This is a genomic window from Amycolatopsis vastitatis (assembly GCF_002234595.1).
Taxonomy (GTDB): Bacteria; Actinomycetota; Actinomycetes; order Mycobacteriales; family Pseudonocardiaceae; genus Amycolatopsis; species Amycolatopsis vastitatis.
The window spans coordinates 55,168-73,993 of the sequence record NZ_NMUL01000038.1; the positions used below are offsets into that span (position 1 = coordinate 55,168).

The 18,826-nt window shown below is 71.3% G+C and carries 22 protein-coding genes; 8 read left to right on the plus strand and 14 right to left on the minus strand.

Features of this window, described 5'->3' with window-relative positions:
• Window positions 1-108 precede the first annotated feature (108 nt).
• The 12 genes from CF165_RS31625 to hrcA all read right to left on the minus strand — a co-directional run bounded on the left by CF165_RS31625 (window position 109) and on the right by hrcA (window position 9,760).
• Window positions 109-564, minus strand: coding sequence for a DUF2752 domain-containing protein (locus CF165_RS31625; RefSeq protein WP_093951243.1), 456 nt, complete (start codon window positions 562-564; stop codon window positions 109-111).
• The gene (locus CF165_RS31630) at window positions 561-905 is read right to left on the minus strand and encodes a CD225/dispanin family protein (RefSeq protein WP_093951244.1); all 345 of its coding nucleotides are present in this window, start codon (window positions 903-905) and stop codon (window positions 561-563) included. Before CF165_RS31630 ends, CF165_RS31625 begins: the two co-directional genes overlap by 4 nt.
• 26 nt (window positions 906-931) lie before the next feature.
• Entirely contained in the window at window positions 932-1,297 is a 366-nt protein-coding gene (locus CF165_RS31635) for a CD225/dispanin family protein (protein WP_093951245.1), read from the minus strand.
• 178 nt (window positions 1,298-1,475) lie between these two features.
• The gene (gene era, locus CF165_RS31640; RefSeq protein ID WP_093951246.1) at window positions 1,476-2,372 is read right to left on the minus strand and encodes a GTPase Era; all 897 of its coding nucleotides are present in this window, start codon (window positions 2,370-2,372) and stop codon (window positions 1,476-1,478) included.
• Window positions 2,369-2,707, minus strand: a complete 339-nt coding sequence (locus tag CF165_RS31645; RefSeq protein ID WP_093951247.1) for a cytidine deaminase-like protein — start codon at window positions 2,705-2,707, stop codon at window positions 2,369-2,371. Before CF165_RS31645 ends, era begins: the two co-directional genes overlap by 4 nt.
• Window positions 2,700-4,043 (minus strand): hemolysin family protein, encoded by a 1,344-nt coding sequence (locus tag CF165_RS31650; protein WP_093951248.1) that lies wholly within the window; start codon window positions 4,041-4,043, stop codon window positions 2,700-2,702. Before CF165_RS31650 ends, CF165_RS31645 begins: the two co-directional genes overlap by 8 nt.
• A gap of 9 nt (window positions 4,044-4,052) precedes the next feature.
• Window positions 4,053-4,613, minus strand: a complete 561-nt coding sequence (gene ybeY / locus CF165_RS31655) for an rRNA maturation RNase YbeY (RefSeq protein ID WP_093951249.1) — start codon at window positions 4,611-4,613, stop codon at window positions 4,053-4,055.
• Window positions 4,610-5,677, minus strand: a complete 1,068-nt coding sequence (locus CF165_RS31660; protein WP_093951250.1) for a PhoH family protein — start codon at window positions 5,675-5,677, stop codon at window positions 4,610-4,612. Before CF165_RS31660 ends, ybeY begins: the two co-directional genes overlap by 4 nt.
• An 87-nt stretch (window positions 5,678-5,764) precedes the next feature.
• Window positions 5,765-6,127, minus strand: coding sequence for a histidine triad nucleotide-binding protein (locus CF165_RS31665; RefSeq protein WP_093951251.1), 363 nt, complete (start codon window positions 6,125-6,127; stop codon window positions 5,765-5,767).
• A gap of 653 nt (window positions 6,128-6,780) precedes the next feature.
• Entirely contained in the window at window positions 6,781-7,533 is a 753-nt protein-coding gene (locus CF165_RS31670; protein WP_093951252.1) for a 16S rRNA (uracil(1498)-N(3))-methyltransferase, read from the minus strand.
• A gap of 3 nt (window positions 7,534-7,536) precedes the next feature.
• Window positions 7,537-8,703, minus strand: a complete 1,167-nt coding sequence (gene dnaJ / locus CF165_RS31675; RefSeq protein ID WP_093951253.1) for a molecular chaperone DnaJ — start codon at window positions 8,701-8,703, stop codon at window positions 7,537-7,539.
• Between the two features lie 31 nt (window positions 8,704-8,734).
• Window positions 8,735-9,760, minus strand: coding sequence for a heat-inducible transcriptional repressor HrcA (gene hrcA / locus CF165_RS31680; RefSeq protein ID WP_093951254.1), 1,026 nt, complete (start codon window positions 9,758-9,760; stop codon window positions 8,735-8,737).
• A 144-nt stretch (window positions 9,761-9,904) separates the two neighbouring features.
• Here hrcA and CF165_RS31685 point away from each other — a divergent pair, with 144 nt between their 5' ends.
• The 4 genes from CF165_RS31685 to CF165_RS31700 are packed head-to-tail and all read left to right on the plus strand — an operon-like array spanning window position 9,905 to window position 12,535.
• On the plus strand, window positions 9,905-10,462 hold the full coding sequence (locus tag CF165_RS31685) for a YbaB/EbfC family nucleoid-associated protein (RefSeq protein WP_240521908.1): 558 nt from the start codon (window positions 9,905-9,907) through the stop codon (window positions 10,460-10,462).
• Complete coding sequence (locus CF165_RS31690) at window positions 10,462-10,779, plus strand: type VII secretion target (RefSeq protein WP_093951255.1); 318 nt, start codon at window positions 10,462-10,464, stop codon at window positions 10,777-10,779. Before CF165_RS31685 ends, CF165_RS31690 begins: the two co-directional genes overlap by 1 nt.
• Entirely contained in the window at window positions 10,776-12,002 is a 1,227-nt protein-coding gene (locus CF165_RS31695; RefSeq protein ID WP_093951256.1) for a PPE domain-containing protein, read from the plus strand. The genes CF165_RS31690 and CF165_RS31695 overlap by 4 nt, the downstream gene beginning before the upstream one ends.
• Complete coding sequence (locus tag CF165_RS31700) at window positions 11,999-12,535, plus strand: hypothetical protein (protein ID WP_093951257.1); 537 nt, start codon at window positions 11,999-12,001, stop codon at window positions 12,533-12,535. Before CF165_RS31695 ends, CF165_RS31700 begins: the two co-directional genes overlap by 4 nt.
• Before the next feature lie 69 nt (window positions 12,536-12,604).
• On the opposite strand, the gene CF165_RS31705 is transcribed toward CF165_RS31700, so the two are convergent.
• On the minus strand, window positions 12,605-14,095 hold the full coding sequence (locus CF165_RS31705) for a CoA-acylating methylmalonate-semialdehyde dehydrogenase (protein WP_167441617.1): 1,491 nt from the start codon (window positions 14,093-14,095) through the stop codon (window positions 12,605-12,607).
• Window positions 14,096-14,332: 237 nt separating this feature from the next.
• Between CF165_RS31705 and CF165_RS31710 the strand changes: the two genes are divergently transcribed.
• The 4 genes from CF165_RS31710 (at window position 14,333) to CF165_RS31725 (ending at window position 17,055) form a co-directional block, all read left to right on the plus strand.
• Window positions 14,333-15,970 (plus strand): PucR family transcriptional regulator, encoded by a 1,638-nt coding sequence (locus CF165_RS31710; RefSeq protein ID WP_093951259.1) that lies wholly within the window; start codon window positions 14,333-14,335, stop codon window positions 15,968-15,970.
• Window positions 15,971-16,028: 58 nt separating this feature from the next.
• On the plus strand, window positions 16,029-16,361 hold the full coding sequence (locus CF165_RS31715; RefSeq protein ID WP_167441618.1) for an SSI family serine proteinase inhibitor: 333 nt from the start codon (window positions 16,029-16,031) through the stop codon (window positions 16,359-16,361).
• Window positions 16,362-16,533: 172 nt separating this feature from the next.
• A complete protein-coding gene (locus tag CF165_RS31720) occupies window positions 16,534-16,785 on the plus strand; it encodes a helix-turn-helix domain-containing protein (protein ID WP_240521887.1) in 252 nt (83 codons plus the stop codon).
• 57 nt (window positions 16,786-16,842) lie between these two features.
• Complete coding sequence (locus CF165_RS31725; RefSeq protein ID WP_093951261.1) at window positions 16,843-17,055, plus strand: DUF397 domain-containing protein; 213 nt, start codon at window positions 16,843-16,845, stop codon at window positions 17,053-17,055.
• A 31-nt stretch (window positions 17,056-17,086) separates the two neighbouring features.
• Here CF165_RS31725 and CF165_RS31730 read toward each other — a convergent pair whose 3' ends face one another.
• Window positions 17,087-18,544: a DUF4153 domain-containing protein gene (locus CF165_RS31730; RefSeq protein ID WP_240521888.1), complete on the minus strand. Its 1,458-nt coding sequence runs from the start codon at window positions 18,542-18,544 to the stop codon at window positions 17,087-17,089.
• Between the last annotated feature and the right edge of the window lie 282 nt (window positions 18,545-18,826).

Consider the following 18,826-nt stretch of genomic DNA (forward strand, 5'->3'; position numbering starts at 1 on the left):
GCGTACTCCGTTCGGGTACGGCCGCGCTGCCCAGGCATCAGCTGTCCGGGTGAATCGCACGCGTGGCTCCGACGCGGGAACCGGCGCGCCGGTTCCCGACCGTCCGAATCAGACGTGCAGGGCCGTGAACGGCGCGAACGGCAGGTTGCGGATGACGAACCAGACGACGAACACCACGGAAAAAACCAGGGGCGTCCAGCGCCAGTGCAGCCAGCTGATCACCGCGCGCCCGCGCAGCCGTCCGGTGGTCCACGCGACCATGCTCCACACGAACAGGAGCACGACCACAAAGGACACGGCGTTGTAGTGCAGGGCCGCCGGGATGTCGCCGTGCATCAGGCTGTAGGCCATCCGCATGCCGCCACAGCCCGGGCAGTCGATGCCGAAGAGTGCCTTGGTCGGGCACACCGGCAGGAACCCGCCGGGGGTGGTCGGGTCGCCGGCCCAGACGACCGCGCAGCAGACGCCCAGCCCGGCGACGACGGCCAGCGGCGGCGCGAGCGCCCGCAGCCTGGCCTTCGCGCCGCGGGCGGGGATTCCCGTGTAGACGGTCGCGGTGGTCATCTCGGCAACCACGCCGCCGTCCCGACGAGAACGACGAAGAAAACGACGTAGAGCAGCAGGAGGATCCCCGTCGCGATGGCCGACCACATCGCCCACTTGCGGGCGTCGGCGGCGGCCTTGTGCGCCTCGGCGTGGTAGCCCTGGAACCAGAGTGAACTGACCTGGCTGGACTTCACGATCGAGACGACACCCAGGGGCAGGCAGCACAACACGGTGGTCAGGATCGCCCACACCATGTTGTTGTCCGGCGGCGGCCCGTAGTTCGGGGGCGGGTAGCCGTAGCCATAGCCGGGAGGCGGCCCGCCCGGGGGCGGGTACGGCGGCGGGTACTGGTCGGTCACCGGGGTCCTCCTGCTGCTCGGCTACGTCAGTAACGCGGCGTGGTGCCGAACGTGAAGACGCCGGCGAACGAGAGGATGGCCACCAGGACGATCCACGCGACGCCGACACAGGCGGAGATGATCGCCCACTTCTTCGCGGAGTTGGCGGTCTCCTGCGCCGCGGCGTGCTGGCCCTGCGCCCAAAGCCCGTTCACCTTCGCGGCCTGCACGATCGACACGACGCCGAACGGGAGGCAGCAGAAGAGGGTGGTGAGGATGGCCCAGACGAGGTTGTTGCTCGGCGGCGGCCCCGGCTGGTAGCCACCCGGCTGACCGCCGGGGTAGTTCGGCTGCCCACCGGGCTGGTTCGGCTGGTCGCCGGGGTAGTTGGGCATGCCCTGGCTGTCGGTCATGGTCGGTTGTTCCCCTTCGTCGTGCTCCTTGGACGACCACCGGGTCCGCTGCCGCCCCGACCGGCCGCGGTGTGGTCGAAGCCGCGACTGTAGGGGGCCGGAGGGCCGCGCGTCCGGCGTTTCCTCCCGCCGCGACCGAAATGAGATCAGGAATTCTTCCGCCGGGGGAACTCGCAGGTCAGAAGCCGAGCCGGCGGAGCTGGCGGGGGTCGCGCTGCCAGTCCTTGGCCACCTTGATGTGCAGGTCGAGGTAGACCTTCGAGCCGAGCAGCCGCTCGATGTGCTTGCGGGCGGTCGCGCCGACCTCGCGCAGCCGTTCGCCCTTGTGCCCCAGGATGATCCCCTTCTGGCTGGGGCGTTCGACGTAGAGGAACGCGTGCACGTCGATCAGGTCGTCGCGGCCTTCGCGGGGCAGCATCTCCTCGACGGTGACGGCGATCGAGTGCGGCAGCTCGTCGCGGACGCCTTCCAGCGCGGCCTCGCGGATCAGCTCGGCGACCAGGGTCTGCTCGGGTTCGTCGGTGAGCTCGCCGCCGGGGTAGAGCTGCGGGCCCTCGGGCAGCCGCTGGACCAGCAGGTCGGCCAGGGTGCCGACCTGGAATCCGTCCACTGCGGACACTGGGACGAGCTCGGCGAACTCCATCACCTCCTGCAGGGCGAGCAGCTGCTCGGCGACCTGCTGGGGCTGGACGAGGTCGGTCTTGGTGACGATGCCGATCACCGGGGTTCGCTTGGCGATCTTCGCGAGTTCGGCGGCGATGAACTTGTCGCCGGGGCCGATCTTCTCGTTCGCCGGCACGCAGAAGCCGACGACGTCCACTTCGGACCACGTCGTGTGGACGATGTCGTTGAGCCGCTCGCCGAGCAGGGTGCGGGGGCGGTGCAGGCCGGGCGTGTCGATGAGGACGAGCTGGGCGTCCTCGCGGTGCACGATGCCGCGGATGGCGTGCCGGGTGGTCTGCGGCTTGCTGGAGGTGATCGCGACCTTGGTGCCGACGAGGGCGTTGGTGAGCGTCGACTTGCCGGCGTTGGGGCGGCCGACGAAGCAGGCGAAGCCGGAGCGGTGCTCGGTCATCGGGTGAGCACCTCGAGGACTTCGCCGTTCGGGTCGGCGAGGATGATCGGCGCGTACTTCGCGAGGTCGCGAACCGCGTGCACGGACGCTCCCTTGAGCAGGCCCTGGTCGGTGACGACGGCGGCGGCTTCGATGCCTTCGGCGCCGCTGGAGAGGGCGGCGGCGACCGCGGCCTGGAGCGCGGTGAGCTTGAACGAGGGCTGGTCGACCGTGCCGGCGGCGTAGGTGCGGCCGTCGGTGTCGCGGACCGCGGCGCCTTCGGCGGCCTGGATGCGGGCGCGCGAAGACCGGGCCAGCGTGACCAGTTTCTGGTCGTCGGCCTCGAGGTCAGGCATGTTCGACGCTCCTGTCGCGTTCGTCGGGGTGGGGCAGGCGGGTCCGGCGGCGCGTCCGGTCGACGGGGTCCGTCATCGCTTCGGCGTCGGCCGGGTGCACGACCACGGTGGTGATGCGCATGCGGCCGCGCCGGTCCTTGCCCCCTTCGGCGAACAGCCGAAGGCCGGCGACCTCGGCTTCGGCCCCCGGCAGCGGGACCCTACCCAGTCGTTCCGCGAGCAGCCCGCCCACGGTCTCCACGTCGTGGTCTTCGAGGTCGATGGCGAACAGCTCGCCCAGGTCGTCGACGCTCATCCGGGACGACACGCGGACGGCGCCGTCGTCGAGCTCCTCGACTTCGGGGCGCTCGTCGCCGTCGGATTCGTCGGTGATCTCGCCGACGATCTCCTCGAGGACGTCTTCGATGGTCAGCAGGCCCGCCGTGCCGCCGTACTCGTCGACGGCGATCGCCATGTGGTTGTGCGAGCGCTGCATCTCCTTGAGCAGCTCGTCGAGCCGTTTGGAATCGGGGACGAAGGAGGCCGGGTTCATCACGGCGGTGACGAGCGTGCTCGGCCCGTCGGGGTCGAGGTAGGCCGCCATGAGGTCCTTGATGTTGACGACGCCCGCGATGTCGTCGACGGACTCGTCGATCACCGGCAGCCGGGTGAAGCCGGTGCGCAGGGCCAGCGCCAGTGCCTGCCGGACGGTCTTGGTGCGCTCGATCCAGACGATCTCGGTGCGCGGCACCATGACCTCGCGCGCGACGGTGTCGCCGAGCTCGAACACCGAGTGGATCATCTCGCGTTCGGAGTCCTCGACGACGCCGCGTTCCTGGGCGAGGTCGACGAGCTCCCGCAGCTCGACCTCGGAGGTGAACGGGCCTTCGCGGAAGCCCTGGCCGGGGGTGATGGCGTTACCGATGAGGATGAGCAGCCGGGACAGCGGGCCGAGGACCGAGCCGAGGACGCGGACGGGCCCGGCGACGTAGCGCCCGATGCGGTAGGGGTGCTGGCGGCCGAGGGTGCGGGGGCCGACGCCGATGAGGACGTAGCTGACGACGACCATGACGACGGCGGCGACGAACACGGCGAGGCCCAAGGGCGCCAGCCGGGTGCCGACGAACACCGTGACCAGCACGGTCGCGGTGAGCTCGCAGCCGAGGCGGAGCAGGAGCAGCAGGTTGATGTGCCGCCGTCGTTCGGCGACGACGGCGGCGAGGTGGCTCGCGCCGGGCAGGCCGAGCCGGGCGAGTCCTTCGGCCCGGGCCTGCGAGACGCTGCTGATGGCCGCGTCGGCCGCCGCGAACACGCCGGCCAGCAGGACGAGCGCGATCGCGAAGAGGAGCTGGTCCATGGCTGGCGCCTAGGGCGTTTCCCCGGCCGGTGGTTCGGCGGCGGCGTCGAGCCCCGCGATGCCGAGGACGCGGTCGTCGGTGCTGCGCTGGGCGTCCCGCTTCTCCAGGGCGGCGACGGCCTCCTGGTACTCGGCGAGGATGCGCTTCTGGAGGGCGAACATCTCGCGTTCCTCGGCGGGTTCGGCGTGGTCGTAGCCGAGCAGGTGGAGGCAGCCGTGGACGGTGAGCAGGTGCAGCTCGTCGATGAGCGAGTGGCCCGCGGTCTTGGCCTGGTCCTTGGCGAACGCCGGGCAGAGCACGATGTCCCCGAGCAGCGCCGGGGACGCGTCGGGCGCGTCCGGGCGGCGGGAGGAGTCGAGCTCGTCCATCGGGAAGGCCATGACGTCGGTGGGCCCGGGCAGGTCCATCCAGCGTTCGTGGAGGTCTTCCATGACGTCGAGGGTGACCAGCAGGATGGACAGCTCGGCGAGCGGGCTGACCTCCATCTTGTCGAGGGCGTAGCGCGCGGCGGAGACGATGGACGTCTCGTCGACGTCGACGCCGGACTCGTTGGCGATTTCGATGCTCACCGCCGGTTGCCCTTCCAGCCGTCGGTCTGCTGGGCGTCCTGCACGGCCTGCCACTTCTCGTAGGCGTCGACGATGCTCGCGACGAGCCGGTGCCGGACGACGTCCTGGCTGGTGAGCTCGGCGAAGTGGAGGTCCTCGACGCCGGTGAGGATGTCGCGGACGACACGGAGGCCGCTGCGCTGCCCGCTGGGCAGGTCGACCTGGGTGATGTCGCCGGTGACGACGATCTTGGACCCGAAGCCGAGCCGGGTGAGGAACATCTTCATCTGCTCGGGCGTGGTGTTCTGGGCCTCGTCGAGGATGATGAAGGCGTCGTTCAGCGTCCGGCCGCGCATGTAGGCGAGCGGCGCGATCTCGATGGTGCCGGCCTGCATGAGCCGCGGGATCGACTCGGGCTCGACCATGTCGTGCAGCGCGTCGTACAGCGGCCGCAGGTAGGGGTCGATCTTCTCGTTCAGGGTGCCGGGCAGGTACCCGAGGCGCTCGCCGGCCTCGACGGCCGGGCGGGTCAGCACGATGCGCGTGACCTGCTTGGCCTGCAGGGCCTGGACGGCTTTCGCCATGGCCAGGTACGTCTTGCCGGTACCGGCGGGGCCGATGCCGAAGACGACGGTGTGCTTGTCGATGGCGTCGACGTAGCGCTTCTGGTTGAGCGTCTTGGGCCGGATGGTCTTGCCGCGGCGGGAGACGATGTTGAGGCTGAGGACCTCGGCCGGCGAGGCGTCGCCGGTGGAGAGCATGCCGACGGTGCGGCGGACGGTGTCGGGCCCGACCTGCTGGCCGCCGTCGGCGAGCTGCACGAGCTCGGCGAAGACGCGTTCGGCGAACGCGACGTCGGCAGGCGTGCCGGTCAGGGTGACTTCGTTGCCGCGAACGTGCACGTCGGCGCCGAGGAGCTCCTCGGCGACGCGCAGGTTCTCGTCGCGGGAGCCGAGCAGGCTGAGGGCGGCGGCATCGGGGATGGGGAACCGGGACTGCGCAGCTTGGACGGCGGCATCCTCGGTCTTGGCGACGTCCCCGGGGACGTCGGGTCGGGCGGCTCCACCCGGTACGGTTCCGGCCACGTGGCCTCGGCCCTGCTTTCTCGGTGAGGGACTACGGACCCCACCGATGCTACTGGCACCCACCGACAGAACGCAGACGGGTTTCGCCTAGTCCTCCTCAGGAGCCCCGAACAACCCCAGCGGCTCCCCACCGAGAACGTGGGCATGGACGTGAAAGACGGTCTGCCCGGCATCCCCATCGGTGTTGAAGACAACCCGATACCCACTCTCCAACACCCCCTCGATCTCGGCAACCTTCCGAGCACTCAGCGCAACGTCGGCAAGCAGCTGCGGATCAGCGGCAGCAAGCTCCCCCAGATTCCGGTACCGCTTCCGGGGAACAACAAGCACATGAACCCGAGCCTGCGGCCGAATATCCCGAAAGGCAAAGGTGGCCTCATCCTGATAGACAACGTCAGCAGGGATCTCCCCACCAATGATCCGTTCGAACAGAGTCTCATCCTCAGCCATGCCCAAACCCTATCGACTCAGGTCCACGAAGGTTCAACAGCTCATCAACCCACCACCCCGAAGCCGGATTGTGACAACGGACGGCAGTACCGCGTCAAGGCGGGAAAGCGTGCCTTGACCCGGCACTACCGTCCGCGTGCAGGCTTCGGATCGGGGCGGTGGGAGGGGTCTGGGCGGAGCGCAAGTCATCCCGCAGCGTGCCGTTCACAACCCTGCCCTCAAAGGGGCCCCGAAGGGGGCTAGAAGACGCCAACCAACGCGGAGCGAGGGGCCGAAGGCCGCCGAGCAAGGAAACCCGCCCAACCCAACGAGACAACCAGCGGAAGTCGCGGGGGTCCGGGGCTCGCCCCGGCTGGGGGTCTGGGGGTTTGACCCCCAGAAAACACAACGAACGCGAAAGCGGCGTCTGCAAGGAGCGAAGCGACTGAGACGTCGTAGAAGCGGAAGACGCCGCGGGAGCGGTAGACCCTGGGGGTCGATCTACCGCTGCCGCGGCTACCGCCGGACCGAGGGGGGAGGTGCCCGGCGGGGTCCGTGTCTTCCCAGTGGCGCGCCGAAACGGTGGGTGGCGCGTTAATTAACGAGAGTAACCGGTCGGAGCGTGATCGCGCCATAACTGGGCGCAAAATCGGGTGTTTTTTTCGGTTGATCTCTCAGTGCCAGCGGCTGGTGAGGGCGCCGAGTGCGCCGAGGGCGACGGCGGCGGCCGTGGAGGTGCGGAGGACGGTCGTGCCGAGGCGGACGGGTCTGGCTCCGGCCTGCCGGAGGGTGGCCAGTTCGTCGTCGGTGATGCCGCCTTCGGGTCCGACGACGAGGAGGATGTCGCCGGTGGCGGGCAGGGGCAGGTCGGTGAGCCGGTCGGGGACGTCGGACTCCAGGACGATCGTGAGGGACATCGTCGCCGTGAGCCCGGCGAGTTCGGCGGTCGTGACGGGTTCGGTGACGTCGGGGACGTGGGCGCGGCGGGCTTGTTTGGCGGCGGCGCGGGCGGTGGCGCGCCAGCGGGTGAGGGCTTTTTCGGCGCGGGGGCCGTCTTCCCACTTGGCGACGCTGCGGGTGGCGCGCCAGGGGACGATGGCGTCGACGCCGGCTTCGGTGGCGAGTTCGACGGCGAGTTCGCCGCGGTCGCCTTTGGCGAGGGCTTGGGCGACGTGGACGCGCAGGGCGGGTGGCTCCTCGGTCCAGTGTTCCTCGACCGTGAGGGTCAGGAGCGGGTCGCGGCCGGCTTGGACGGCGTCGACGACGCAGCGGGCCATCGTGCCGGCGCCGTCGGAGAGGACGAGCCGTTCGCCCATGCGCAGGCGGCGGACGGTGGCCGCGTGCCGGGCTTCCTCGCCGTCGAGGGTCGTGCGCCCGGAGGCGGGGACCGTGGCGGCGAGGAAGACCGGCAGGGTGGTGTCGGGCACGGCTCAGCGGTGGTTCTTGGCGCGGAGCTTGCCGAACAGCCCGCCGTGCTTCGTGCCGTTGGAGGCCAGGGTGGGGACTTCCTCGCCGCGCTGCTGGGCGAGTTCGACGAGGAGTTCGCGCTGGGCTTCGTCGAGCTTGGTGGGGACGGCGACGTCGATGTGGACGTGGAGGTCTCCGCGGCCGTCGACGCGGCCGGAGGACCGCAGCCGGGGCATGCCCTTGCCGGTGAGGACCAGTTCGGCGTTGGGCTGGGTGCCCGGTTCGATGTCGAGCTGGTAGTCGCCGTCGACGAGGGTCGAGATGGGTACCGAGGCGCCGAGGGCGGCGGTGGTCATCGGGATGCGGAAGTTGCAGTGCAGGTCGTGGCCCTGCCGGACGAAGACCTCGTGCGGGGTCTCGTCGATCTCCACGTAGAGGTCGCCCGCCGGGCCGCCGCCGGGGCCGACTTCGCCCTGGCCGGACAGGCGGATCCGCATGCCGTCGCCGACGCCCGGCGGGATCTTCGCGGTGACGTTGCGGCGGGCGCGGATGCGGCCGTCGCCGCCGCACTGGCGGCAGGGGTCGGGGATGACCTCGCCGAAGCCGCGGCAGACCGGGCAGGGGCGGGCGGTGACGACCTGGCCGAGGAAGGACCGCTGGACGGACTGGACCTCGCCGGCGCCGCCGCAGGTGTCGCAGGTCTTGACCGAGGTGCCTTCGCTGGTGCCCGCGCCGCGGCAGAGGTCGCAGACGATGGCCGTGTCGACGGCGATTTCCTTGTCGACGCCGGTGGCGCACTCCTCGAGGGTGAGGCCGAGCCGGATGAGGGCGTCGGAGCCGGGCTGGACGCGGCTGCGGGGGCCACGGCCGCGGCCGTGGCCCGCGCCGCCGGCGGCGCCGAAGAACGCGTCCATGATGTCGCCGAGGCCGCCGAAACCGGCGAACGGGTCGCCGCCCCCGCCGCGCGCGCCGCCGTCCATCGGGTCGCCGCCGAGGTCGACGATCTTGCGCTTCTGCGGGTCGGACAGCACCTCGTAGGCCGTCGTGACCTCGCCGAACTTGTGCTGCGCGTCTTCCGACGGGTTGACGTCGGGGTGCAGCTCCCGGGCCAGCTTCCGGTACGCGCGCTTGATCTCCTGATCGCTCGCGTTCTTGGCCACCCCGAGGATGCCGTAGTAGTCCCTCGCCACCGTCTCTGCTTCTCCTTCTGCTCTGCCCGGCTCAGCGGCCGGCCAGGATCTGCCCCACGTAGTTGGCGACCGCGCGCACCGCGGCGATCGTGCCGGGGTAGTCCATCCGGGTCGGGCCGACCACCCCCATGCCGCCGAGCACCACGTCGTCGCGGCCGTAGCCGATCGAGACGACCGAGGTGCTGCGCATCTGCTCGTCTTCATTTTCCTCACCGATGCGGACCGTGATCGCACCGGGGTTGCGCGCGGCGGCCAGCAGCTTGAGCACGACGACCTGTTCCTCGAGCGCCTCGAGGACCTGGCGCAGCGAGCCGGGGAAGTCGGCGACGTTGCGGGTGAGGTTGGCGGTGCCGCCGAGTACCAGGCGTTCCTCCGGGTGCTCGGCCAGCGACTCGACGAGCACCGTGGTGACGCGGATGAGCGCGTCCCGCAGCTCGCCGGGCGACTTGTCGGGCAGCTCGGCGACGCGCGCCGCGGCCTCGTTGAGCCGCCGTCCGGACATGGCCGCGTTGAGCACGGTCCGCAGCCTGGCCACGTCCTCCTCGGTGACGACGTCGCCGAGGTCGACCGTGCGCTGGTCGACGCGCCCGCTGTCGGTGATCAGCACCAGCATCAGCCGCGCCGGGGTGAGCGGCACCACCTCGAGGTGCCGGACCTTGGCGTTGGTCAGCATCGGGTACTGCACGACGGCGACCTGCCGGGTCAGCTGCGCGAGCAGCCGGACCGAGCGGCGGAGGACGTCGTCGAGGTCGGTGCCGCTGTCGAGGAACGTGGTGATGGCGCGGCGCTCGGCGGCCGACAGCGGCTTGATCTCCGACAGCCGGTCGACGAAGAGGCGGTAGCCCTTGTCGGTCGGGACGCGGCCGGCACTGGTGTGCGGCTGCGTGATGTACCCCTCTTCTTCGAGCGTCGCCATGTCGTTGCGCACCGTGGCGCTCGACACACCCAGGTTGTGCCGCTCGACGATCGCCTTGGACCCGACCGGTTCCTGGTTGGACACGTAGTCGGCCACGATCGCGCGCAGCACGTCGAAGCGGCGTTCCTCCGCGTTGGCCACCGGTTCACCACCTACCTCGTTCGCTGCCCGACCCGAGTTTACGTAAGCCTGAGCCGGTCGCGCTCAACGCCGTCCGCGGACGGCGAGGTAAAGGGCACGCAAAAGGATTCCCATGCGCGGTTCTCGTCGTGAATTTTCGGGTTGATGGGGGAACCGAAAAGCGGTTTGCTGCCTCTCATCCGCATGCCCTCCCTGACTCCCGAGGTCGCCGTGAACCGCATTGAACCCGCTTCGGCCGGAATGCCCGAAATCGCCCGGCGCGCGGCCGAGGCGAAGGCTCGGCTGATGAGCATCGCCGCGACCGCCACGAGCCCGGACGGCGCCGTCACGGTCACCGTCAACACCAGCGGTGCGCTGCAGGAACTCACCTTCGGCCCGCGCGCGGACGAGCTGCCGCGCGCCCGGCTGGCGGCGAGCGTCGTGGCCACCGCGAAGCGGGCCCAGGTGCAGGCGGCCCAGCAGCTGACGAGCGTCATGGCCCCGGTGATCGGCCCCGACAGCGACGCCATGAAATTCCTTCAGGAACAGATCCCCGCGCCCGAATTGCCCGAAGAAGAAGCGCCCGCGCCACCGCGCTGGGAATTCACCGAAACTCAGCAGGAAACGCCCCCGTCTCCGAAGACACCGCCGGCCCGTCCCGCCCGGCCGCGCCCGGACGACGACGAGGACTTCGGCGGCCCGATCCTGCGCCGGGGGCTGTGATGGCGATGAAGCTCGACCTCGACGCCCTCGGCGGCCACGAGGACGAAATCCGGGAGATCGCGGACAAGGTCCAGCAGGCGCTCGACGCGGCGGGCACCGCGCAGGCCCTCGACTTCGACGCGTTCGGGCTGGTCGGGCAGGTCTTCGCGATCCCGATCCAGATCTGGCTGACCACGGCCGACGGCTTCCTCGCCGCGGCCGTCGAGGCCGGCCACGAGGTCGCGGACCGGGTGAAGACCGCGCACACGGCGTTCAGCGAGCACGAGCAGAACACGAAGGGCCTGATCGAAGGCATCGGCAAGGAGCTGCCGGCATGACCGAGACACAGGAGAACCCGCTGGTCGCGACGGCGGAGTCGCCGGGCGGCTTCTGGAGCGGCATGGGCGACGGCTCGAAGGGCGAGCTGGACAACGTCAACGCGCAGACCGGCGGCGCCGGCATCTTCAACGACGCCGCGTCGACGCTCACCGACGCCCGCAACGGCGACTGGGGCAACCTCGCCATGGACGTCGGCACCGATGCCCTCGACCTGCTCGGCGCGGCGATGGACCCGCTCGGCACCCTGGCGAGCGCCGGCGTCGGCTGGCTGATCGAGCACATCAGCTTCCTCAAGGACGGCCTCGACAAGCTGGCCGGCAAGCCCGAGGCCATCACGGCCAAGGCCGTGACCTGGACGAACATCGCCAAGCAGCTCACCGAGACGGCCGAGAGCTACGAGCAGAAGGCCAAGAAGGTCCAGGAGTCGTTCAGCGACTGCGGGTCCGCGGAGGCCTACCAGCGGACGGCCGAAAGCTACGTCGGCGTCCTGCGCGGGGCCGCGTCGCACGCCGAAGGCGCGTCGACGGCGATGAACGTCGGTGCCGCCCTCGTCGGGACCGAGCGCGGGCTGATCCGCGACATGATCTCGTCGTTCGTCGGCGAGCTGATCGTCAAGGCGCTGGCCGCGCTCGCGGCGTCGTGGTGCACCTTCGGCGGCACGATCGCCGCGTTCATCGCCGACACGGTGATCGAGGGCGGGGTGCTCGCGGAGAAGATCAGCACGCGGATCGCGAAGATCGTCGAGAAGCTGGAGAGCCTGGCGAAGGGCGCGGGCAAGTCGAAGGCGGCGCTCGAAGGGGCGGCGAACGCGCTGAAGAAGGCCGGGAAGAGCGCCGACCGGATCGTGGACCAGAGTGTCGAGACCGCCGCGAAGATCGAGCGGAAGGCGAACGACCTCAAGGACGCGGCCCGCGCGCACGGGATGTCCCACCTCGACGAATCGGTGGCCGCGAAGGCCGACCGCTGGACCAAGGGTGCGGAGGAGAAGGTGCCGGGCCGCGAGAAGGTGGAAGGTCTCGGCGAGAAGTACTCCGAAGACGGCCGCAGCTTCCTCGGCCAGAAGGCGTGGCGTGAAGGCCACGGCGAAGTGCCGAAGTGGAACACGGCGGACAGCGTCGGAGCCGCCACGGAGGCACGCCGGCAGGAGAACGAGCAGTTCGACCGGTACCACGAAACCCAGGAAGCCTACGAAAAGGAACACCCGGAGGGCGAGTCCGAGTGACCACGGCCGAGCAGGCGGAGGTGGAGCTGGCCAACCGGCAGGGCCTGCTCCACCCGTCCCAGCGGAAGACAGTGCTCGACGGCACGTTCTGGGTGGCCGCGGTCCTCGCGGCCGCCGGGCTGGTGACCGCGGTCGTCCTCCCGGTGACGGCCATCGAGACGCGGTTCGGGCCGGGCCTGGCCTCGGCCGGTGTGGTCGCCGCCCTCGGCCCGGCGATCCCGATCCTGGCCCTGGCGGTCTGGTTCGGCATCGTCTGCCTGCGCCGCCTCGCCGACGTGCGGGGCGGACGGCTGGTCGCGATCACGGGCTGGACCCACGACTTCGGCACGCAACGCCCCGACCGCGAGTACCCGGTCGTGCTCTTCACCCGGCTCAGCCGGGGCCTGAACGAGCAGCACTTCCTCAAGGCCGGCGGCAAGCAGTTTCCGCTCTACCGGAGCACGCACCTGCGCGAGCGCATCCAGCCCGAGCGCACCAACACCGTGCTCGTCACACCCCGCAGCAAGATCCTGATCAACGTCCTCCCGGCCTGAACGGTCCGCCGCAGCCGGTCGTGAGTGAGTAACGGTGGTAGAACACTGTTGCTCACTCACGACCCGCGGTCAGGAGTTGCGGGGGAAGCCCAGGTTGACGCCCGCGTGCGAGCGGTCCGGCCAGCGGGAGGTGACCACCTTCGTGCGCGTGAAGAAGTGGAACCCTTCCGGCCCGTACGCGTGGCTGTCGCCGAACAGCGAGTCCTTCCAGCCGCCGAAGGAGTAGTAGCCGACCGGGACCGGGATCGGGACGTTGACCCCGACCATGCCCACCTCGACCTCGTTCTGGAACTTCCGCGCGGCCGCGCCGTCGCCGGTGAAGATGGCCGTGCCGTTGCCGTAGGGGTTGGCGTTGATCAGGTCGAGAGCGTCGTCGTACGACGTCACGCGCGCCACCGAGAGCACCGGGCCGAAGATCTCGTCGGTGTAGATCGACATCTCCGGGCGGACGTGGTCGAACAGCGTCGGGCCGAGCCAGAAGCCGTCCCCGTCGACCTCGATGCCCCGGCCGTCCACGACGAGCGACGCGCCCTCGGTCACCCCGGCGTCCACATAGGACTCGACCCGGGCGTGGTGCGCCGCGGTCACCAGCGGCCCCATCTCCGACTCGGGGTCGCGGCCGTCGCCGACGCGCAGCCGGGCCATCCGCTCGGAGATCTTCTCCACGAGCGAGTCGCCGACCGGGTCCACGGCGACGACCACCGAGACCGCCATGCACCGCTCCCCCGCCGAGCCGAACCCGGCCGACACCGCGGCGTCGGCGGCGAGGTCGAGGTCGGCGTCCGGCAGCACGACCATGTGGTTCTTCGCGCCGCCGAGAGCCTGGACGCGCTTGCCGTGCCGGGTGCCGGTCTCGTAGACGTACCGCGCGATCGGCGTCGAGCCCACGAACGAGATCGCCTTGACGTCGGCGTGTCCGAGGAGCCCGTCCACCGCCGCCTTGTCGCCGTGCAGCACGTTGAGCGCGCCCGCGGGCAGCCCGGCTTCGGCGAACAGCTCGGCGATGAACACCGCGGCCGACGGGTCCTTCTCGCTCGGCTTGAGCACGACGGTGTTTCCGCAGGCCAGCGCGTTGGGGACGAACCACAGCGGCACCATGGCGGGGAAGTTGAACGGCGAGATCACGCCGACCACGCCGAGCGGCTGGGCGATCGAATAGACGTCGACGCCGGTGGAGGCGTTCTCGCTGAACCCGCCCTTGAGCAGCTGGGCGGCGCCACACGCGTACTCGACGTTCTCGATCGCGCGGGCGATCTCCCCGGCCGCGTCGGACTCGACCTTGCCGTGCTCGCTGGTGATGATCTTCGCCAGCTCGTGTTTGCGGGCGGACAGCAGCTCGCGGAAAGCGAACAGCACTCGCGTCCGGCCTGCCAGGGACGTCCCGCGCCAGCCCGGCAGCGCCGCCTTGGCCGCGGCGACGGCGGCTTCGACCTCGGCGTCCCCGGCGAAGTCGACGTGGGCCCGGACCTGCCCGGTGGCGGGGTCGAAGACCTCGCCGGACCGCGCGGGGGTCCCGCCGAACGGCTTGCCGTCGATCCAGTGGCTGATGCGGTCGGTCACGGCAGGCACTCCTTCACTCCGGCAACGTCCCCCCGAGTTTCCGGGCGCGCGCCACGCCACCGCCATCGGCAACGTGTACGTCAGTTGGCTCCCGGCCGTACAGTCTGTCCCTGCCGCTACTGTGCCGATGGTTACCACTCCGACCACAGTCACGGCCGAATGACTTCGCACCTCCGGTCACGTTCCGCTCGGGGGTCGGCCTACTTTTGGTCGGACTGGTAACAACGCCGAGGAGCCATGTACCCGACCGTCGCCGAGGTCCTCGCGCTGCCGGTGCTGCGCCAGGGCCGCCCGCACGTCGTGGCCGGCGCGGCCGGGCTGGACGCGCCGGTGCGCTGGGCGCACGTCGCCGAGGTCGCCGACATCGCGCACCTGCTGCGGGGCGGCGAGCTGGTGCTGACCACCGGCGTCGCGCTGCCCGACGACGGCTCCGCGCTGGCCCGGTACGTCGCCGACCTGGCCGGGGTCGGCGCCGCCGGTGTCGTGGTCGAGCTGGTCCGGCACTGGAGCGACAAGCTGCCCGCCGCGCTGGTCGACGCGGCCGAGAAGCACGGGCTGCCCTTGGTGACGCTCTCGCGGGAGACGCGGTTCGTGAGCGTGACCGAAGCCGTGAACGGCCAGATCGTCGACGCCCAGGTCGCCGAGCTGCGCGCCGCCGAGCGCGTGCACGAGACGTTCACCGCCCTGACGGTCGCGGGCGCCGAGCCCGGCGTCGTCCTCGGCGAGGTCGCGCGGCTCACCGAGGAGCCGGTGGTGCTGGAGACGCTCTCCCACGAGGTCCTCGCCTACGACGCGGCCGGCACCGACCCGGGCGAGCTGCTCGCCGGCTGGCCGGCCCGGTCACGGGTGGTCCAGGTCGGCGAGCGGACCGGCTACCACCCCGGTTCGGGCTGGCTGGTCACCGTGGTCGGGGCGCGCGGGCACGACTGGGGACGGCTGATCCTCGTCTGCGCCGACCAGCCGCCGCACCGCCACCGGGTGGTCGCCGAGCGGGCGGCGTCCGCGCTGGCCGTGCACCGGCTGGTCGCCAAGGACTCCGACAGTCTCGAAAGGCAGGCCCACCGCGCCGTCATCGTCGAGTTGCTCGCCTCGCCGTCACCGTCGGCGGAGCTGCTGGCACGGGCCTCGGCGCTCGCCGTGCCCTTGGCCGGGCGGCAGCTGGTCGGGCTGGCAGTCCGGCCCCGGCTGACGGGCACGCCACGGCCCGCGCTGTCCACCCCGCCGGTGCTGCGCGAGCTGGCCGAAGCGACGGTGCTGGCGGCGCGCCGCGCGAAGGTGTCGGCGCTGGTGACGACCGACGAGCTGGGCGTGCGGGCGCTGCTCGCGCTGTCACCGGAAGCGAACGCCGACGCCGTGCTGCACCGGCTGGCCACCGACGTCCACGACGCCCGGAGCGGCGCGCCAGGGGTGCTCGCGGTCGGCACGACGGTGTCTTCGCCCGGCGAAGCCCGCCGGACGCTGCTCGAAGCGGGGCAGGTCGCGGCGGCCGCACTGGGGGCGGGCTCGGACCGGGTGCTGCACCGGCTGTCCGACGTCCGGCTGCGGGGCCTGCTGCACCTGCTTTCGGGCGACGAGCGGGTCACCGCGTTCGCCCACCGCGAGCTGGGGCCGCTGCTGCAGCGAGACGTGGCGACGGGCAGCCGGCTCGTCCAGGCGCTGCGGCACTACTGCGAGCAGGGCGGCAACAAGTCGGCGGCGGCCGCGGCGGCACACACCTCCCGGACGGCGTACTACCAGCAGCTCGCCCGGATCGAGCAGGTCCTCGGCGTCCGGCTGGAGGACCCGGAGTCGATGCTCTCGCTGTACGTCGCCTTGCTGGCGGCGGACCTCACCCGGCCGAGCGAAGAAGACTCACCCGGACGTGGAGCACAGTGATCGACCCCGCCGTGCCGATGACACCGATATGGCCCTAATCCCCTTCGCAGCCTGTTTGATGAGCCTCGGCTGTCTCGCGCCGGCGCAACCCCCGGCGTCGACGCTGCAGCTGACGACCCACGACACCGCCAACCGGATCGGCTCGGTGACGCTCACGTGCGACCCGGCCGGCGGCACGCACCCGAAGCGCGACAAGGCGTGCGGGGTGCTTTCCGCCGCCGGCGGCGACTTTTCGCGGATCAACGCCCGCCACCAGGCGTGCACGCTGATCTACGCCCCGGTGGACGTCACGGCGGTCGGCAGCTGGCGAGGCAAGCCGGTGTCGTTCCACACGACGTACGCGAACCGTTGTGAAGCCGACCGCGACTCGGACGGCGTGTTCGCTTTCTGAGGTCTGGCACAACTTCGCAACAGCGGAACGGCATCACCCAGCCGGGCACGGCCTGCCCCGGGGCAGGCTGTGCCCATGCCACCACCGATCGCCACGCCCCGGGCCCGCGCGCTGGGGTTCGGCATGAGGAGCCCGGCAGGCGCGGAAGCTGGGAGTCCGGGAGCTGGGCCGGTTGACCGGGCTGATCGCCCAGAACATCTCCAACTGGGAGAGCGGTAAGCGGGTCCCGAAGATCGAGGAGCTGGCCACGATCCTGGGCGCGCTCCGGGCCGAACCGGCGGAACGTGCGCGGCTGGTCAACCTGGCCCGCACCGCCGCCGAGCCCAACTGGCTCGAGCAGCACGCACCTCCGATGGCGACGTTCGTCGACCACGAGCGGACCGCAACCGTGCGGCAGTCGGGACTTTGTCCGCCCCGGCCTTGAGCGAGCACGATTCCGAGCAGCTCGTCCAGGGGGTGGTCACCGGACTGGAGGCCTGAAATGCTCGGAGCCGTCTGGCGAAAGTCTTCGCACAGTGGCAGCGAGGAATGCGTCGAGGTTCGGCTCGATGGGGTGCCGCAAATCCGCGACACGAAGGACCGTGCGGGAGGCGCACTTTCCGTCACCACCCGATCGTGGGAAGCCCTGGTGGCCTGTTTGAGCGCGCGGAAGCCGCCGGGCCGCCCCCACGACGGCCCGGTGGCTTCCGCGTAACTCTTAACCACGCGCCGCGCGGCGGTCGGGTTCAGCGGCAGCCGATACCGGGTCCGAGAGGCACGTCACGTGCGTTCGAGCGGCTGAGGTTCCAGGCGGGCCAGCCGTCCGGGGCGTCGCCGCTCAGCACCTGCCGCAGCACGCACGTCCGCAGCGGCTCGTGGACCCGGGCCGAGACCACCGGGACCACGTCGGCCGAGAAGCGAGCCAGGTAGCGGTCGTCGAGGGGCTTGCCGGCGGCCACGCGGTCGAGGTTGGCGTCGGCGATGAGGCGTTCCGGGTCGAGGACGGCGAGGGCCAGCAGCGCCGCCGCGGCCGTGCCGATCGCCGCGCGGGGCAGCCATGTCGAGCGCAGCCGGACCAGCGAGGCGCCGACCAGCACGAACACCGCGCCGAACCACAGTTCGCAGACCTCGACCAGCAGCCGCAGCACGGTGAAGCCGTACGCCTCCTGGTATGTCCACATGCGACTCAACGCCGACCCCACGAGCACCAGGCTCAGCGCGCTCAGCGTCCCCAGCAGGACGCGCTGGCGCAGCCGGTCGGCTTTCGTCGAGTTCGGGGCCCAGCGCAAAGCCGCGGCGACGATGGCCAGCGTCAGCACAGTGACCGCGCACAGCTGCCAGAAGCCGCCGCGGGCGTACTCCGCCGACGTCAGGCCGCTCGTGCGCAGGACGTACTCGGTGCCGCCGAACAGCACGACCAGCCGGACGCCGACGAACAGGCCGAACACGAGGACGAGGACGGTGAGCGGGACCGTCCACTCCAGACCGTAGCCAGTCCGGTGTGGACGGTCCGCCGAGGCACGCCGCGCCGGCGCGGCGAGGAAGTAGCACGCCCCGGCGACCACCAAGGCGACGACCGCGAACACGCAGCACCACCGCAGGAGAACGTCGACGCTGAGATCGGGAACCATGGCGTTGACGACGGCGGCGAAGGCGGCATCGGCACTGGCGAGCAGGGGCACGAAAACCCCGACGAGCGCGGCGGCGGCGAGCACGGCGAGCGCGATGCGGCGGGCGACACCGTCGCGACGGGCAGCGAAGCGTCCGACGCCGCGGCCGGCCCACGGAATGGCGCGCAGGGCCTCGACCGGGAGCGCGAGCATGTCGTAGACGACGGAGTTGACGGTCCGCTCCCCGACGACGGCCAGCGACCCGGTGACGACGGCGCCGAGCACGCACAGGACGAACAGCCACCCGGAGGCCCGCACGGCACCCATGCCGAGCAGGGCGAGGGCGAGGAACGCCCACCCGGCACTGCGCCAGGTGAGGGACCCGCCTTCCTGCGCCCGCCGATCGGCGACGGCCACGGCCGCGGCGACGGCCACCCCGCTGAGCAGCCACCCGACCCCGGGCCGGTCGACGGGCAAGACGAGAGCGGCGGCCACCCCGGCAAGCCCGGCGGCGGGCAGCACGGCGGGCGGCATCGGAACGACGGCGGACTTCGGCGGCGGCAGCGGCCGCATGAGCACGGGCGGCGCAGCCACGGCCACCCCGCCACCGGACGACACACCCGCCGCCGAAGCAGAGCGAGCCGCTCCTCCCGCTGACCCACCCCCGGGCACCCCCGGAGCAGAACCAGCCACCCCACTCACCGGCTCTCCCCTGAGCACCCCCGCCCCCACCGGCTCTCTCCCGGAACCCCCACCGACCACCGCACCCCTCGCCGCGGCAGAGGCGGCCTGAGTACCTCCGGTCTCCGGCCGCGCCGACCCGGGCGCGGCTCCGGTCGTTGCCGGATCCGCCGTAGCCACTCGCGACGCGACCGA

Coding starts and splice junctions, on each gene's coding strand:
- CF165_RS31635 (WP_093951245.1), bottom strand. CDS start 1,297: ATGACCGACAGCCAGGGCATGCCCAACTACCCCGGCGACCAGCCGAAC.
- CF165_RS31690 (WP_093951255.1), top strand. CDS start 10,462: ATGGCGATGAAGCTCGACCTCGACGCCCTCGGCGGCCACGAGGACGAA.
- CF165_RS31685 (WP_240521908.1), top strand. CDS start 9,905: ATGGGGGAACCGAAAAGCGGTTTGCTGCCTCTCATCCGCATGCCCTCC.
- era (WP_093951246.1), bottom strand. CDS start 2,372: ATGACCGAGCACCGCTCCGGCTTCGCCTGCTTCGTCGGCCGCCCCAAC.
- CF165_RS31710 (WP_093951259.1), top strand. CDS start 14,333: ATGTACCCGACCGTCGCCGAGGTCCTCGCGCTGCCGGTGCTGCGCCAG.
- CF165_RS31645 (WP_093951247.1), bottom strand. CDS start 2,707: ATGCCTGACCTCGAGGCCGACGACCAGAAACTGGTCACGCTGGCCCGG.
- CF165_RS31715 (WP_167441618.1), top strand. CDS start 16,029: ATGAGCCTCGGCTGTCTCGCGCCGGCGCAACCCCCGGCGTCGACGCTG.
- CF165_RS31725 (WP_093951261.1), top strand. CDS start 16,843: ATGCTCGGAGCCGTCTGGCGAAAGTCTTCGCACAGTGGCAGCGAGGAA.
- CF165_RS31695 (WP_093951256.1), top strand. CDS start 10,776: ATGACCGAGACACAGGAGAACCCGCTGGTCGCGACGGCGGAGTCGCCG.
- CF165_RS31625 (WP_093951243.1), bottom strand. CDS start 564: ATGACCACCGCGACCGTCTACACGGGAATCCCCGCCCGCGGCGCGAAG.
- CF165_RS31650 (WP_093951248.1), bottom strand. CDS start 4,043: ATGGACCAGCTCCTCTTCGCGATCGCGCTCGTCCTGCTGGCCGGCGTG.
- CF165_RS31665 (WP_093951251.1), bottom strand. CDS start 6,127: ATGGCTGAGGATGAGACTCTGTTCGAACGGATCATTGGTGGGGAGATC.